Raw genomic sequence first — 15,776 nt, forward strand, 5'->3', positions numbered from 1 at the left:
GCTATGACGAAGCCATCCCTCCCCGAGCTCCTCCACGCCGCCGTGACCGCCGTCGGCGGTACGGAACGGCCCGGCCAGGCCGCCATGGCCGAGGCCGTCGCCGAGGCCGTGGACGACAACTCCCATCTGCTCGTCCAGGCCGGCACCGGCACGGGCAAGTCCCTCGGCTACCTGGTCCCCGCGTTGGCGCACGGCGAGCGCGTGGTGGTGGCCACGGCGACCCTGGCACTGCAGCGTCAGCTCGTGGAGCGCGACCTTCCGCGCACGGTCGACGCACTGCACCCGCTGCTGCGCCGACGTCCCCAGTTCGCCATGCTCAAGGGCCGGTCGAACTACCTGTGCCTGCACCGGCTCCACGAAGGGGTGCCGCAGGACGAGGAGGAGGGCCTGTTCGACCAGTTCGAGGCGGCGGCGCCGTCGAGCAAGCTCGGTCAGGACCTGCTCCGGCTGCGGGACTGGTCGGACGAGACGGAGAGCGGTGATCGCGACGATCTCACCCCGGGAGTCTCCGACCGCGCCTGGGCGCAGGTCTCCGTCTCCTCCCGGGAGTGCCTGGGCGCCACCAAATGCGCCTACGGAGCCGAGTGCTTCGCCGAGCAGGCCCGTGAGCGGGCCAAGCTCGCCGATGTCGTCGTCACCAATCACGCACTTCTCGCCATCGACGCCATCGAAGGCGCCCCGGTGCTCCCGCAGCATGAGGTGCTGATCGTCGACGAGGCCCATGAGCTGGTCTCCCGGGTCACCGGCGTGGCCACCGGCGAGCTCACGCCCGGCCAGGTCAACCGCGCGGTGCGCCGTGCGGCGAAGCTGGTGAACGAGAAGGCGGCCGACGCCCTCCAGACCGCTGCCGAGGGCTTCGAGCGGGTGATGGAGCTGGCGCTTCCGGGCCGCCTGGAGGAGATTCCCGAGGACCTGGGGTATGCGCTGCTGGCCCTGCGCGACGCCGCGCGCACGGTGATCACGGCACTGGGAACCACGCGCGACAAGTCCGTCCAGGACGAGGACGCGGTCCGTAAGCAGGCTCTCGCGTCCGTGGAGACGATCCACGGCGTCGCCGAGCGCCTCACCCATGGCTCCGAGTACGACGTGGTCTGGTACGAGCGCCACGACCGCTTCGGAGCGTCGCTGAGGGTCGCCCCGCTCTCGGTCTCCGGGCTGCTGCGGGAGAAGCTCTTCTCCGAACGGTCCGTCGTCCTCACCTCGGCCACCCTCAAGCTCGGAGGCGACTTCAACGGGGTGGGGGCCTCGCTGGGGCTCGCCCCGGAGGGCACCGAGGGCGACGACCTCCCGATGTGGAAGGGGCTCGACGTCGGATCGCCGTTCGACTACCCGAAGCAGGGCATCCTGTATGTCGCCCGGCATCTGGCCACGCCTGGCCGGGACGCGTCCCGCACCGACATGCTGGACGAGCTCGCCGAACTGGTGGAGGCGTCGGGCGGGCGCACGCTCGGGCTGTTCTCGTCGATGAGGGCGGCCCAGGCGGCCGCCGAAGAGCTGCGCGGCCGGCTCGACAAGCCGATCCTGCTCCAGGGGGAGGAGACGCTCGGCGAGCTGATCAAGAACTTCGCGGCCGATCCCGAGACCTGTCTCTTCGGCACCCTGTCGCTCTGGCAGGGCGTCGACGTGCCCGGTCCCAGTTGTCAGCTGGTGGTCATGGACCGGATTCCCTTCCCGCGCCCCGACGACCCTCTGATGAGCGCGCGCCAGAAGGCGGTGGACGAGGCCGGAGGCAACGGTTTCATGGCCGTCGCGGCGACGCATGCGGCGCTGCTGATGGCCCAGGGGGCCGGTCGGCTGGTCAGGGCCACCGGGGACAAGGGAGTGGTCGCGGTCCTCGACCCGCGGCTGGCCAACGCCCGGTACGGCAGTTTTGTGCGCGCCTCGCTGCCCGACTTCTGGTACACCGTCGATCGCAATCAGGTGCGGCGCTCCCTCGCGGCGATCGACGCGGCGGCCAAGGCCGACGGCCGCTAGTGCCGCGGCAGGCAACGGTTGCCCCGTCGCGACGCCTCGCACGCATGCTCGCGGCGGTGGCGGAGTCGTCCTCGTACGGTTGAGTGCCAGGACGACTCCGCCTCACGATGGCACGTGCCGGGCGCCGCACCGCTCGGCCGACGGCTGAACGCCGTCGGTGCGGAGACAGGGGCCAGTGCTGTGGCCGGGAGGTCTGCCATGCGTCTGGGGCGCTCCTCGGGAGTTTCGGTCCGGGCCGCCTCCCGGTTTCCGGCCCGCTTCTCGCTACCGGCCGGGGAGGGGCGTTCAGGCGCAGGGCGGGAGCGGGGGGCATGAAAAAAAGGGGCCCCGGGATCGGCGCAGTGGATCCCGGGGCCCCGCTCGGGGCCTGCGACGTCTCAGACGCGCCGCAGAACCGCCACCACCTTGCCGAGGATGGTCGCCTCGTCACCCGGGATCGGCTGGTAGGCGGCGTTGTGGGGGAGGAGCCAGACATGGCCGTCCTCCCGCTTGAAGCGCTTGACCGTGGCCTCGCCATCGAGCATGGCGGCCACGATGTCACCATTCTCCGCGACGGGCTGGCGGCGTACGGTGACCCAGTCGCCGTCACAGATCGCCGCCTCCACCATCGAGTCGCCGACGACCTTGAGGACGAAGAGCTCGCCGTCGCCGACCAGCTGGCGGGGGAGCGGGAAGACGTCTTCGACCGATTCCTCGGCGAGGATCGGGCCACCGGCTGCGATCCGCCCGACGAGCGGCACATAGGACGCGGAGGGCTTGCCGGCCGTGTCGGCGGGCTGCGCGCTGGGCTGGTCCGAACCGCGGACTTCGTACGCCCGCGGGCGGTGGGGGTCGCGACGGAGGAAACCCTTGCGCTCCAGGGCCATCAGCTGATGGGCCACGGACGACGTGCTGGACAGCCCCACCGCCTGACCGATCTCCCGCATGGAGGGCGGGTAGCCGCGCCGCTGCACGGAATCCCGGATCACCTCGATCACGCGCCGCTGCCGGTCTGTGAGCCCGGAGCTGTCCGCGCGGATCCCTGGAGGTCGACCGGGCAATGAGCGTGTTGGGCGCATGGGCTCTGGCCCCTCCGTGCTCGTGAGATGGTCGTTCATGGCCCGTACCGGCTCAAGTCGGCCCTGGGAGCGGTCCTGGGTGGTGATGGTGGCGCTGTCTGCGGTGGTGGTCACGTCGGCCCCTCTCGAATGGTCTCCCTGGCTGCACAACGGTAGTGGCTTTCGAAAGGTTGCGCCAAACACACGTTCGAGTGAAAAACGAATAAAAGCCTGTCACGGACTTGCTGGGCGGTGTATACGGGTTCAATGCCGGGTGTATGTGCGAACGGGCACCGGAAAGGGTGGCGGGGGCGGCCTGGCAGAGTGCTGGCTGCTTTTCTGCGGTGGGGCGTTTCGGCCCCGGAGGCTGTCCGGCCACTCCGCCCCGCCCGGTGGCCCCTTCCGCCCCGTCGGTGGCTTCTTCGGCCCTGCCCGGCGGGCCCCGCTCCTCGGGGCGCCTCCCTCCGCCCTCCTCGATGGTCTTCCGTTCCCTCGAAGGCTCCTCGCATTCCCCCGGAGGCCCGGAAGATTGCGTCGGAGCGTCCGTCGTCCGGATCGCGTCCTTCGCTGATCCCGCTCGTAGCAGTGACGTCCGCGGCGCGGAGTTGCCGCGGCGTCCCGGCCGACTCGCCGCGCCGGTGCGGCGCCGGGCCCCGCAATGCCGGCGGCCGGGTGGGTCCCGTACCCTCGTGCACGGCCGTACGCTGCCTGCCGACTGTTCGCGCGCCGCGACACGCTCGCAGGGCCGAATGCGCGACCAAACCCAAGATCTAGTGGTTGGATTGTTCCAGCCACCCAGAAGTTGTGGTCCCTGGTCCGCTGGGGGTGTGGCCATCGCCTATGCTTGTGACTGCTTCGAGGGGCCCCGACGGGCCCCGGCGAGGCTGTTCAGTCGTGCTGTGAAGGAGGGTTGGGAGCCATGCACTGCCCCTTCTGCAGGCACCCCGACAGCCGGGTCGTCGACAGCCGCACCACCGACGACGGCACGTCGATCCGCCGTCGCCGCCAGTGCCCCGACTGCTCCCGCCGTTTCACGACGGTGGAGACCTGCTCGCTGATGGTGGTCAAGCGCAGCGGCGTGACCGAACCCTTCAGCCGGACCAAGGTCATCTCCGGCGTGCGCAAGGCGTGCCAGGGGCGGCCGGTCACCGAGGACGCCCTCGCCAAGCTCGGCCAGCGGGTCGAGGAGGCGGTGCGTGCCACCGGAAGCGCCGAGTTGACCACGCATGACGTGGGCCTGGCGATTCTCGGCCCCCTGCAGGAACTCGACCTCGTCGCATACCTGCGTTTCGCGTCCGTGTACCGGGCGTTCGACACACTTGAAGACTTCGAGGCCGCCATCGCGGAACTCCGCGAACAACGGCCTCCCGCGGAGGAGTGCGGGACCGGCGCGACCCATGAGGTCCCCGTTCCCGCCGTTGCCGCCGACTGAGCGGCACCGGCCGATCCCGCGGCGTGCCCGCGGGTCGGCGGTCAGCGGCTTTATGAACCCGCTCAGGGCACCCTCTGTGGCGCCCTGAGCAGCAGAGACAGACTGTGCCCTGGGAAGTTCTGGGCACTTCAGGGCGTTTTTGCCCACATATGGGAGGCGGCATGACAGAGACGGCGAGCGGCCCGGCACGAGGTTCCCGCGCCAAGGGTTCCAAGGCGAACAAGGGGCTGCGCATCGAGCGCGTCCACACCACCCCCGGCGTACATCCGTACGACGAGGTGGTCTGGGAGCGCCGTGACGTCGTCATGACCAACTGGCGCGACGGTTCGATCAACTTCGAGCAGCGCGGCGTCGAGTTCCCCGACTCCTGGTCGGTGAATGCGGTCAACATCGTCACCAGCAAGTACTTCCGCGGGGCCGTCGGCACCCCGCAGCGCGAGACCGGCCTGCGGCAGCTCATCGACCGGATCGTGAAGACGTACCGCAAGGCCGGCGAGGACCACGGCTACTTCGCCTCCCCCGCGGACGCCGAGATCTTCGAGCACGAGCTGGCGTACGCCCTCCTGCACCAGATCTTCAGCTTCAACTCCCCGGTGTGGTTCAACGTCGGCACGCCCCAGCCGCAGCAGGTCTCCGCCTGCTTCATCCTGTCCGTCGACGACTCCATGGAGTCGATCCTCGACTGGTACAAGGAAGAGGGCATGATCTTCAAGGGCGGCTCCGGCGCCGGCCTGAACCTCTCCCGCATCCGCTCCTCCAAGGAACTGCTGTCCTCCGGCGGCAACGCCTCCGGACCGGTCTCCTTCATGCGCGGCGCCGACGCCTCCGCCGGGACGATCAAGTCCGGTGGTGCCACCCGGCGCGCCGCCAAGATGGTCATCCTCGACGTCGACCACCCCGACATCGAGGGCTTCATCGAGACCAAGGTGAAGGAGGAGGAGAAGATCCGCGCCCTGCGCGACGCGGGCTTCGACATGGACCTGGGCGGCGACGACATCACGTCCGTCCAGTACCAGAACGCCAACAACTCGGTCCGGGTGAACGACGAGTTCATGAAGGCCGTGGAGTCCGGCGGCAAGTTCGGGCTGCGCGCCCGGATGACCGGTGAGGTCATCGAGGAGGTCGACGCCAAGGCGCTCTTCCGCAAGATGGCCGAGGCCGCCTGGGCCTGCGCCGACCCGGGCATCCAGTACGACGACACCATCAACCACTGGCACACCTGCCCCGAGTCCGGCCGGATCAACGGCTCGAACCCGTGCAGCGAGTACATGCACCTGGACAACACCTCGTGCAACCTGGCCTCGCTGAACCTGATGAAGTTCCTCAAGGACGACGGCAAGGGCAACCAGTCCTTCGACGTCGAGCGCTTCTCGAAGGTCGTCGAGCTGGTCATCACCGCGATGGACATCTCCATCTGCTTCGCCGACTTCCCCACCCAGAAGATCGGCGAGAACACCCGCGCCTTCCGCCAGCTGGGCATCGGATACGCCAACCTCGGCGCCCTGCTGATGGCGACCGGCCACGCCTACGACAGCGACGGCGGCCGTGCCCTCGCCGGTGCCATCACCTCGCTGATGACCGGTACCTCGTACAAGCGCTCCGCCGAGCTCGCCGCGGTGGTCGGCCCGTACGAGGGCTATGCCCGCAACGCAGAGCCGCACCAGCGCGTCATGAAGCAGCACGCGGACGCCAACGCCGTCGCCGTCCGCATGGACGACCTGGACAACCCGATCTGGGCCGCCGCGACGGAGGCGTGGCAGGACGTGATCCGCCTCGGCGCGAAGAACGGTTTCCGCAACGCGCAGGCGTCGGTCATCGCGCCCACCGGCACCATCGGTCTCGCGATGTCCTGCGACACCACCGGCCTGGAGCCCGACCTCGCCCTGGTCAAGTTCAAGAAGCTGGTCGGCGGCGGCTCGATGCAGATCGTCAACGGCACCGTGCCGCAGGCGCTGCGCCGCCTCGGCTACCAGGAGGAGCAGATCGAGGCGATCGTCGCTCACATCTCCGAGCACGGAAACGTGATCGACGCCCCGGGCCTGAAGACCGAGCACTACGAGGTCTTCGACTGCGCCATGGGCGAGCGCACCATCTCTCCGATGGGCCACGTCCGCATGATGGCCGCGATCCAGCCGTGGATCTCCGGCGCCCTGTCCAAGACGGTCAACATGCCGGAGTCGGCCACCGTCGAGGAGGTCGAGGAGATCTACTTCGAGGCGTGGAAGATGGGCGTCAAGGCGCTCGCCATCTACCGTGACAACTGCAAGGTCGGCCAGCCCCTCTCCGCGAAGACCAAGGAGAAGGAGAAGGCCGAGGTCACGGCCAAGACCGAGGCGACCATTCGCGACGCGGTCGAGAAGGTCGTCGAGTACCGTCCGGTCCGCAAGCGCCTCCCCAAGGGCCGCCCGGGCATCACCACCTCCTTCACGGTGGGCGGTGCCGAGGGCTACATGACCGCCAATTCCTACCCGGACGACGGTCTCGGCGAGGTCTTCCTGAAGATGTCCAAGCAGGGTTCCACCCTCGCGGGCATGATGGACGCCTTCTCCATCGCCGTCTCGGTCGGTCTGCAGTACGGCGTTCCGCTGGAGACGTACGTCTCGAAGTTCACCAACATGCGCTTCGAGCCGGCCGGCATGACGGACGACCCGGACGTGCGGATGGCGCAGTCGATCGTCGACTACATCTTCCGCCGCCTCGCGCTGGACTTCCTGCCCTTCGAGACCCGCTCGGCCCTGGGCATCCACTCGGCCGAGGAGCGCCAGCGCCACCTCGACACCGGTTCGTACGAGCCCTCCCTGGAGGACGACGAGATCGACGTCGAGAGCCTGGCCCAGTCCGCCCCCCTGCGTACGGAGCCGCTGAAGGCCGTGCCCGTCGTACAGGAGGCCGAGACGCCGGCCCCGAGGACGGCGCACACCTCGGCGGAGCTCGTCGAGATGCAGCTCGGCATCAGCGCGGACGCGCCGCTCTGCTTCTCCTGCGGTACGAAGATGCAGCGCGCCGGCTCCTGCTACATCTGCGAGGGCTGCGGCTCGACCAGCGGCTGCAGCTGAGCGCGCCGGGTCGCGGTCCGGGCGGCGGCGCAGGCCGGCCGCTGAGCACGCCGTGACACATGCGAACGCCGTGACACATGTGCAGGAGGGTGTCGGCCATGGGCCGGCACCCTCCGCCACGTCCTGCCGCGTCCGCCGCGTCCTGCCATGTCACCGGCCGAACGAGGTTCGCCGCACCCCGTGCCGGGGGACGGAGCAACCGGTCTTTGGCCCCCGGGTTTCGGTGACGCCGGGTTCCGGAAACGCGGAACAGGGCGCGGCCGATGCGACTTCAGGGCGGCCCGTGCGGCCGGCCCGGCGCAGTGACGGCAGAGGCGGGCGGCTCCGCGACCGGCGTACGCGTCACGCCCCGGACGGACGGCCTCCCATCGACGCGGCGAAGGACTCCGGGTCGCCGTCGAAGCCCCTGACCGTGCCGTGGAACTCCCACACGCCAGAAGCGCCGCGCACGAACTCCGCGACGGTCGCGGCGGTGGCGCCGCCCACCGAGGAGAAGTCGTCCTCCGACAGATTGGCGTAGCCCTCCCGGACCTGCACACCGGTGTTCGCGATGTCCCCGAACGTCCTGCGGCCGTCGCGCTGTTGGATGACGACTCCGACCACGACCCGCGTGTACGCGGACGACAGACGGCTCAGTTCCAGCGTCAACACCTCGTCGAAGCCGAAGCCCTGACCGGTCCTGCTGTCGCGGTTGAGCGTGATGGTGCCGTCCGGCGAGCGGCTGTCGAAGTGCACGAGGTACGCGGGGCTGCCGTAGGGAGTGTCCGCGGTGTAGGTGCCCGCGATGAGGTCGAGGTCGTGGTCCGGGGCGCCGTGCGGGCTGGGATCCCACTTGAGCCTGACCTCGACCTTGTCGATGTCCTTGTTGGGGGTGCTCATCGGACTTTCCTCCTTGGTGCGCCGTTGTGGCGTCGGGCGGTTCATACCACTCGATCACGTCCGTAACCGGCCGCGGAACCAACCGGGTTGGACGGCGACGGATTCGGGCCACCTCGCACGGTCCGGATCTTCGGCGACACCGGCGTGCGGTGCGCGTACCGCGAATCGGTGCCCGTGAAACGGGGGTTGGTGAACCGAGGAGCGGACGGTCCCGAACGCCGTTGCCGGGAGGGCCGGTTGGAAATGGTCGCCTCCCGGGTGTGACCTCGGTGATGTCCGGCACCGTACGATGGCGCGGTGCTGGTCAAGTGGATTCGTTGCACCGTGGTGGACCGTCGGGGTTTTGAACGGGAACAGCGAAAGTGGGCGGAGCTGCTGGGAGAGTCGGGATTCAGCGGGCAGGGCGGTGGGTGGAGCCGAGAACGCCCCGATGTGGCTCACGTCTTCGCCTTCTGGGAGAACCGCGTCTTCTACGACTCGTTCATGGCACGCGGGCACGACCGGTTGGCCGCCGCGCAGTCCGGTACGTACAGCGGTCTCCAGGTCAAACTGTTCGAGCACCGCTTCGACGTGAAGACCGGTTTCGAACCGCGCTTCACCGATGCGGACGTCATCAGGGTGGCCCACAGCACGGTGCACGAGGACCGGGCTGAGCACTTCGCGCTGATGCAGGAACGGGTGTGGAATCCGGCGATGGCCGGATCGCCCGGTATGTTGCGAGGGATGTTCGGGGAGGCGCCGGGGCACGAGTTTCTGGTGTTGTCGATGTGGCAGTCGAGCGCCGAGCGGGGCAAGTACCGGGCGGGCAGCATAGAGCGGCTGACGCAGCGGACACAGCTCGAGGACGATGTGGCGGCGGTGGCGGGAGACGTCGTGCAACTCGAACCGTCCTGGACGGTGTGACCGAGGCACCGGACGCGTGCGCCCGACCTCGGGCTTACCTGCCGGGCGGGGAAGACGTCCCTTACGCGCCGGTCCGGCACGGAAAGGGCCTTGTCGCCGGGGGGAAGGAACTCGCCCGGCTCCGTTCCGCTACGTGGCGGCATCACGCCGGGCGGGGCCGACGGCCCGGCGGTCCCGACGGCCCGGCGGAAGAGCGGACCGGGCGAAACGGGCCGGCGAAGGGGTGAGCACCGCGGGCGCGGGGAGCCTGCGGGCGTCAGCAGGGCCGTTCGTACTCGACCTGCTCCAGAGGGTTTCCGTCGCCGAAGTCGAAGGTGCGCGTGGCCCCGCTCTCGGTGAAGCCGCACTTGGCGTAGAAACGGCGCGACTGCGGGGTGTCGCGCAGGGTCCACAGGTGGGCGCGGGGAAAGCCGTCGGCGGCCAGTCGGCGCAGGGTCTCGGTCATCAGGACCGTGGCGATGCCGCTGCCCCAGCCGTCGGGATGACCGTAGAAGCTGTGGATCTCGGCCTGGCCCGGACGGGTCGTGGACGGGGCGAAGAAGGAGAGCGCCAGCGGGCGGCCGTCCTGTTCGGCGAGCAGGATCGTGTCCGTCCGTCGTTCGACCCGCTCGTGCCACCGGGTCAGTCTGCTGAAGACCCCGCGGGCGGCGAACTCCGCATCGAAGAAAGGCGTGTAGGCCGCCTGCCAGGCCGTGGCATGGATCTCGCCCAGGACGTCTCCGTCACCCGGCCCGGCACGGCGCACTTCGATCATTCGCTCACCTTAGCCGCGGCGCCGCCGTGTCGCTGGTGCTTTTCCGGTCCCGCCCGTCCCCCTTCCCCTCGGTCTCCTCTCCCTTCCTCCCCGGCCTCCTCTCCGGTCTTCGTTCCGGCACGCGGATGCTCCGGCCCCGCCCGTCCGAGCCGCCGGGGCTGGCGCCGGTCCGGGGCGGAGCGGCAGCGCTTAGGGTCGAGCCATGGCACGACCGCAACGCATCGTCCTCGTCCGGCACGGTGAGTCCGAGGGCAACGTAGACGACTCGGTGTACGAGCGTGTGCCGGACCACGCGCTGAGGCTCACCTCCACGGGGCTCCGGCAGGCCGGAGAGACCGGCGCGCGGCTGCGCGAGCTGTTCGGCTCCGAGCGGGTCAGCGTGTACGTCTCGCCCTACCGCCGCACGCACGAGACCTTCAGGGCCCTGGACCTGGACCTGCGGCGGGTGAGGGTGAGGGAGGAGCCGCGGTTGAGGGAACAGGACTGGGGGAACTGGCAGGACCGGGAGGACGTGAGGCTGCAGAAGGAGTACCGGGACGCCTACGGGCACTTCTTCTACCGCTTCGCACAGGGCGAGTCCGGGGCCGATGTGTACGACAGGGTCGACGCCTTCCTGGAGAGTCTGCACCGGAGCTTCGATGCCCCCGACCACCCGCCGAACGTCTTGCTGGTCACGCACGGACTGACCATGCGTCTGTTCTGCATGCGGTGGTTCCACTGGTCGGTGGCCGAGTTCGAGTCGTTGTCCAACCCCGGCAACGGGGAGACCAGGACACTGATACTCGGAACGGACGGGCGCTACACCCTGGACCGGCCGTTCGAGCGCTGGCGCACCCCTGAGCCCTACGGCATCACCGGATAAAGTGGAAGGTGATGACGACCGCCTCCTCCGACTCCGACCAACGATTCCAACGTGCTCTGGCCAGCCTGCGCGGGCTGGCCGTGGGAGACGCGCTGGGATCCCAGTTCTTCGTGCCGGTGAACTACCCGCTGCTGAAGCGGCGCGATCTGCCACCGGGGCCGTGGCAGTGGACGGACGACACCGAGATGGCCACCTCGGTGCTGGCCGTGTTGGTGGCGCACGGGCGGATCGACCAGGACGCGCTGGCCCGCTCCTTCGCCGAGCACCACGACTTCGACCGGGGGTACGGCCCCGCTGTGAACCGGCTGCTCAGACTGGTCCGGGAGGGTGGCGACTGGCGAGATCTGTCGGCCGCGCTGTTCCAGGGGCAGGGCTCCTGGGGCAACGGTTCCTCGATGCGCATCGCGCCGCTCGGGGCCTGGTACGCCGACGACCCGGAGCAGGCCACGCACCAGGCCGAGATCTCTTCGTACACCACGCACCAGCACCGCGAGGCGGTCGCGGGCGCGATGGCGGTCGCCGCGGCGGCGGCGCTGGCCGCGGCGAGCGAGGGGCCGCCCACCCCGGCGGAGTTGCTCGACGGAGTGATCGACCTCGTGCCGCGCAGTGCGGTCGGCGCCGGACTGCGCCGGGCACGCGACATGCTCGACTACGACGACGAGGGGACGGTCGCCGCGGTACTCGGCAACGGGCGGCGTACCAGCGCCCATGACACCGTTCCGTTCGCCCTCTGGTCCGCGGCGCGGCACCTCGGGGACTTCGAGCGGGCGTTCTGGGGCACGGCTCGTGCGGGCGGCGACGTCGACACCACCTGCGCGATCGTCGGCGGCATCGTCGCGGCGAGCGAGGCGGGCGCACCGCCCGCAGCCTGGTCGGCGCAGACCGAGGAACTGCCGGACTGGCTCGCGCGATGACGGGAGCCGGGCGGACGGCGGCCCGAACCGGGCGGTGCTCCCGAACCTCCTGATGCCCTGGCCCAGAGGCCCGACCGGGCCGGAGCCGGGCCGGGCCTCCGACACCCGTACGGCACGGTCCTGGAGAGCCTGCGGGGAGCGGTCGGCCGGGGCGTACTGTCACGGCCCCGCCACAGCCTCCCCTCGAACGGATGTCCAATGAGAGTGGGGGTTACCCTTCCGTCACGCCGCCCGTGTCGATCGACGGGACGGCCGTGCACCGAAACGAGACGCCGGGGCGATCCCGCGCTGCAGCTCTCTCGCCGAGGGGACGGCCTGGGGCTGGAGAGGCGTGCGCGAACGCATGGCCGGGTCCCGGAAACGGTGGGATGCCGTACTCCGGACCACCGGCGTGGCGGCCGTCCTGCTCATCGTGTTCGGCACGCTCTTCGCGAGTGCCGATGTCGCCTTCGCCGATGTGCCCAGCGGTCTGATCCCCGACGTGTCGCTGGGTGACGGCCCCTGGCGGCTGCTCCTCTTCGCGCTCGGTCTGGTGGGTTCCCTCGCCGCCGCGTACACCGCCGCCGCCCCGGTGCGCTGGGACGGCCTCGGCCTCCAGCCGGGAAAGGCGCGCGGGCGGCTGGAATGGGCGCTGCCGCTCATCGTGCTCAACCTGCTGTTCGCCGCCTTCGTCGCCGTCCAGCTGACCGTGCTGCTCGGCGGATACGACAAGGTGATGGCCGAGACCCACCTCAGCCATGCCGAGTACGCGCGACAGGGCTTCTGGCAGCTTCTCTGGGCCACCTTCCTCACCCTGCTGGTCAATCGGGATCGCCCTGCGCCAGGCCCCGCGCGGACGGGACGGGGACCGCACTCTCGTACGGAGCGTGCTCGGCGCGCTCTGCCTGCTCGCCGTCGCCGTCGTGGCGTCCGCGCCCAGGCGCATGGACCTGTACGTCGACGCGTACGGTCTGACGCGGCTGCGCATCTTGGTGGCCGCGGTGGAACTCCGGCTCGGCGTGGTCCTCGCCCTGATCACGGTTTTTGGCGTAGTCCGTCCCCGTCTGCTCCCGCGCGCCGTCGCCGCGAGCGCCGCCGCGGCGGCGCTCGCGTTCGGGCTGGCCCCGCCCGACGGGCTGATCGCGGAACAGAACGTCCGGCGCTACCACGACGACCGCTCCATCGACGTCGCCTACCCCCGCGCCCTCTCGGCCGATGCCGTGCCGGCCCCCGACACCCTGCCCGAGCCGCTGCGCTCCCGCGCCCTTCGGGGCACCGAGCGTTCGCTGCGGTCCTCGGACATGCCCTGGTACGCCATGAGCCTGGGCGAGGCTCGGGCCCGGGAGGTCCTGCGCGAGCGCGGTACGAACGAGCCCGGGTACTCCTGTGCCGCCGTGCGCACGGGCGCCGGGGGACGCGTCGACCGCGGCCACGAGGACGCCCGCCCCGAGCCGAACGGCCTGGACTGACACGAACGTGCCGCGGGCGCGGGCCGGTGTGGGCGAGCCGCCGCCGTGCCCGCTGCGATCTTCGCCGTTCCTGCCCTGCCGACCGTCCGCAGGGTCGGCCGGCAGGGCCGATCCGTACCGTGTTCCGGGCTTCACGAATGTGACGCGGCCCCGCGCGAGGGCCCTGGGCCGCAATCCTCGACCGGATTCCCCCGACGTCGCCGCGACCGCTCGCGGACCGTGCCAGCCGCGCCCTGCCCGCCGCGTCGTGTACCGCAGCAAACCCGGCGCGAGGGACCCCGCTCCGGCGGCGGTTCGTCCCGCCGACCGGGTCGGCGTTCCGTGCGGTCATCAGGCGCCCCGGGGTGTTGCGTGCGTCCCCGTCGGCGTACGCTGACAGGCGCCATGCCGTACGAACCACCCACGCACACCGTCGAGCGCTCGCTGCGCGCCACCACCGGTGCCAAGATCGTCGCCGGTGTCGACGAGGTCGGACGCGGAGCGTGGGCGGGGCCGGTCACCGTGTGCGCGGCCGTCACCGGCCTTCGCAGACCTCCCGTCGGCCTCACCGACTCCAAGCTGATCAGCCCCAGGCGCCGCACCGAGCTGGCGACCCAACTGGAGCAGTGGGTCACCGCGTTCGCTCTGGGGGACGCCTCCCCGCAGGAGATCGACGCCCTGGGGATGACGACGGCTCTGCACCTGGCCGCGGTACGCGCGCTGGAAGCCCTGCCGGTGCGGCCCGACGCCGTGATCCTCGACGGCAAGCACGACTACCTGGGCCGGCCCTGGAAGGTCCGTACGGTGATCAAGGGCGACCAGTCCTGCGTCGTCGTCGCGGCGGCCTCGGTGATCGCGAAGGTCCGACGGGACGCGATGATGGCCGAACTGGGCGCGGCTTCCGGCGAGTACGCCGCGTTCGGCTTCGGCGCCAACGCCGGTTACCCGTCGCCCGTGCACAGGGCCGCTCTGGAGGAACGGGGCCCCACGCCCCACCACCGCCTCTCATGGTCCTACCTCGACGCGCTGCCCAGGTGGCAGCACCTCAAGAAGGTCCGAATCTCCGCCGAGGCGGCCGCACTGGAAAGCGGGGGCCAGCTCGGCTTCGACTTCTGACTGCGCACAAGTACCCACCCGCCGATGTCTCGCATGTCGGCGTTTGATAGACAACCACCCATGCCTCTCATCCCCGAGGAGCCTCAGATTCACGAGAGCGCCCAGGGTCCCCGCGTCACTCCGGCCGCAGGCCGCACCGCGTCGACCCCCCGTCCCGTACCCGGTCCGCGTTCAGCGGCCACGCCGCGTCCCGGCCGCCCGGTCCCCGGCCCCGCGAGGCCCGCGCCGCCGCGCCCGCACTCCACCTCCGGCACGCCGGGGACAGCCCGCCCGGAGAAACGTTCCGCACCGCAGTTCCAGCTGATACCGGCCTCGGCCGCCGCCGCGCTCGACGCCGCGGACGAGGCGGTGGACCTGCTGCTCGACTCCGGACGCACTCCGGGCGACATCCTGGTGGTCACCACCGGAGAGCAGCACCCCTGGGCCGCGCACGAACTCTCCTTCGGCGAGGCCGCCTACTGGGCCCAGTACGACTCCGGTGAGGACGTCTTCTTCGCCCATGCCGAGGCCACCGGTCGTCTGGCGCCCCGTCCCGTCGTGATCGTCGCCGTCAACGACGACGGCGGCGAAGGCATCGCGGACGTACTGTCCGGTGCCGGCGAACGAGCCGGTGCCCTGCTGATCGTGTGCGGGGACCCGCAGCGGGTCAACGCGGCGCGCGGCGCAGGGGTCTGAGCGGCGCCGCGCACGACGTCGCGGTGGGGCGCCCCGGCTGCCCGGCGGGGCGGCCGGGGGCATGCGCACCGGTCAGCGTGCCGCGGCGCGGCGCAGTGCCGGGGGCGCCCCGCCGCCGGTGCGCACGGGCATCGAACCGGTGGAACGCGCCGTTCCCCCGAGGGGTGACGGCTCAGAAGCGGCGTGGGGCCGCCGGCCGCCGCGTCCCTCGCCCAGCACCTGCCAGCCGCCCCGGGTCAGCGTGATGTACGCGCCGCAGCGCAGGCCGTGCAGGGTGCAGGCGTCCCGCAGCCCCCACATCCACGCCCCGTCCTCCTCCGTCCAACGCTCGTCGCCCTCGCGGCAGTAGAGCAGTGCGGCGGTGCGGACAGGGGTGCGGCGGCGGAGGTCGTGGGGAATGACCCGGCGCAGATGGGCCAGCAGCGCGTTGCGGAACTCCCAGCCGTCCGTGGCCGTGGCGCGGCGGGTGAACGAGGCGCTGGCCACGAGTCGTTCCTCATGGTCCAGCACGGCGACGACGGCGGTTCCCGGAGTGGGCCGGTGTCGGGCGTGCAGCCCACCGACGACCTCGCGGGGACTGCGCAGCAGAGGGATGCCCGCCTCGGCCCATTCGGCCGGTTCGAGCAGCCTTGTGAGGTGGTTGGGGGAGTCGGCGGACGTGGACGATGCCGGCATCGAGAAGGCCACGGGTGGGGCGAATTCGAACGTCACGATCCTCCCTTCGCGTACGCGCCCACATGGCGGGCA

12 protein-coding genes and 1 pseudogene are annotated in these 15,776 nt (G+C 70.8%); 9 read left to right on the forward strand and 4 right to left on the reverse strand.

Annotated elements, in window-relative coordinates:
- The first annotated feature begins 3 nt into the window (after positions 1 to 3).
- Entirely contained in the window at positions 4 to 1,974 is a 1,971-nt protein-coding gene (locus ACIHCL_RS11545) for an ATP-dependent DNA helicase (RefSeq protein WP_399859960.1), read from the forward strand.
- 377 nt (positions 1,975 to 2,351) lie between these two features.
- Here the strand turns inward: ACIHCL_RS11545 and lexA are convergent, their stop codons facing one another.
- The gene (lexA, locus tag ACIHCL_RS11550; RefSeq protein ID WP_399859963.1) at positions 2,352 to 3,146 is read right to left on the reverse strand and encodes a transcriptional repressor LexA; all 795 of its coding nucleotides are present in this window, start codon (positions 3,144 to 3,146) and stop codon (positions 2,352 to 2,354) included.
- 784 nt (positions 3,147 to 3,930) lie between these two features.
- On the opposite strand from lexA, the gene nrdR reads away from it, so the two are divergent.
- Both nrdR and ACIHCL_RS11560 read left to right on the forward strand, forming a co-directional pair.
- Complete coding sequence (gene nrdR, locus ACIHCL_RS11555; RefSeq protein ID WP_399859966.1) at positions 3,931 to 4,443, forward strand: transcriptional regulator NrdR; 513 nt, start codon at positions 3,931 to 3,933, stop codon at positions 4,441 to 4,443.
- Between the two features lie 161 nt (positions 4,444 to 4,604).
- Positions 4,605 to 7,499: a vitamin B12-dependent ribonucleotide reductase gene (locus ACIHCL_RS11560; protein ID WP_399859969.1), complete on the forward strand. Its 2,895-nt coding sequence runs from the start codon at positions 4,605 to 4,607 to the stop codon at positions 7,497 to 7,499.
- Between the two features lie 342 nt (positions 7,500 to 7,841).
- Here ACIHCL_RS11560 and ACIHCL_RS11565 read toward each other — a convergent pair whose 3' ends face one another.
- A complete protein-coding gene (locus ACIHCL_RS11565) occupies positions 7,842 to 8,378 on the reverse strand; it encodes a TerD family protein (RefSeq protein WP_399859970.1) in 537 nt (178 codons plus the stop codon).
- A gap of 297 nt (positions 8,379 to 8,675) precedes the next feature.
- Here ACIHCL_RS11565 and ACIHCL_RS11570 point away from each other — a divergent pair, with 297 nt between their 5' ends.
- A complete protein-coding gene (locus tag ACIHCL_RS11570) occupies positions 8,676 to 9,281 on the forward strand; it encodes a YdbC family protein (protein WP_399859972.1) in 606 nt (201 codons plus the stop codon).
- A 256-nt stretch (positions 9,282 to 9,537) separates the two neighbouring features.
- On the opposite strand, the gene ACIHCL_RS11575 is transcribed toward ACIHCL_RS11570, so the two are convergent.
- The gene (locus tag ACIHCL_RS11575; protein WP_399859975.1) at positions 9,538 to 10,035 is read right to left on the reverse strand and encodes a GNAT family N-acetyltransferase; all 498 of its coding nucleotides are present in this window, start codon (positions 10,033 to 10,035) and stop codon (positions 9,538 to 9,540) included.
- A gap of 202 nt (positions 10,036 to 10,237) precedes the next feature.
- Between ACIHCL_RS11575 and ACIHCL_RS11580 the strand changes: the two genes are divergently transcribed.
- From ACIHCL_RS11580 to ACIHCL_RS11600, 5 genes and pseudogenes are all read left to right on the forward strand, one after another.
- Positions 10,238 to 10,897 carry a histidine phosphatase family protein gene (locus ACIHCL_RS11580; protein ID WP_399859978.1) on the forward strand — a complete coding sequence of 220 codons (660 nt, stop codon included), beginning with the start codon at positions 10,238 to 10,240 and terminating at the stop codon, positions 10,895 to 10,897.
- A gap of 11 nt (positions 10,898 to 10,908) precedes the next feature.
- Complete coding sequence (locus ACIHCL_RS11585) at positions 10,909 to 11,811, forward strand: ADP-ribosylglycohydrolase family protein (protein WP_399859980.1); 903 nt, start codon at positions 10,909 to 10,911, stop codon at positions 11,809 to 11,811.
- 292 nt (positions 11,812 to 12,103) lie between these two features.
- Positions 12,104 to 13,259 (forward strand): annotated as a pseudogene (locus tag ACIHCL_RS11590) (DUF4153 domain-containing protein); the annotation flags it as partial.
- Between the two features lie 384 nt (positions 13,260 to 13,643).
- Complete coding sequence (locus ACIHCL_RS11595) at positions 13,644 to 14,354, forward strand: ribonuclease HII (protein ID WP_399859983.1); 711 nt, start codon at positions 13,644 to 13,646, stop codon at positions 14,352 to 14,354.
- Between the two features lie 60 nt (positions 14,355 to 14,414).
- Positions 14,415 to 15,029: a hypothetical protein gene (locus ACIHCL_RS11600; protein ID WP_399859985.1), complete on the forward strand. Its 615-nt coding sequence runs from the start codon at positions 14,415 to 14,417 to the stop codon at positions 15,027 to 15,029.
- Positions 15,030 to 15,101: 72 nt separating this feature from the next.
- Here ACIHCL_RS11600 and ACIHCL_RS11605 read toward each other — a convergent pair whose 3' ends face one another.
- Positions 15,102 to 15,740, reverse strand: coding sequence for a hypothetical protein (locus ACIHCL_RS11605; RefSeq protein WP_399859988.1), 639 nt, complete (start codon positions 15,738 to 15,740; stop codon positions 15,102 to 15,104).
- Between the last annotated feature and the right edge of the window lie 36 nt (positions 15,741 to 15,776).

This window comes from Streptomyces sp. NPDC052042 (assembly GCF_044548345.1).
Classification (GTDB): Bacteria; Actinomycetota; Actinomycetes; order Streptomycetales; family Streptomycetaceae; genus Streptomyces.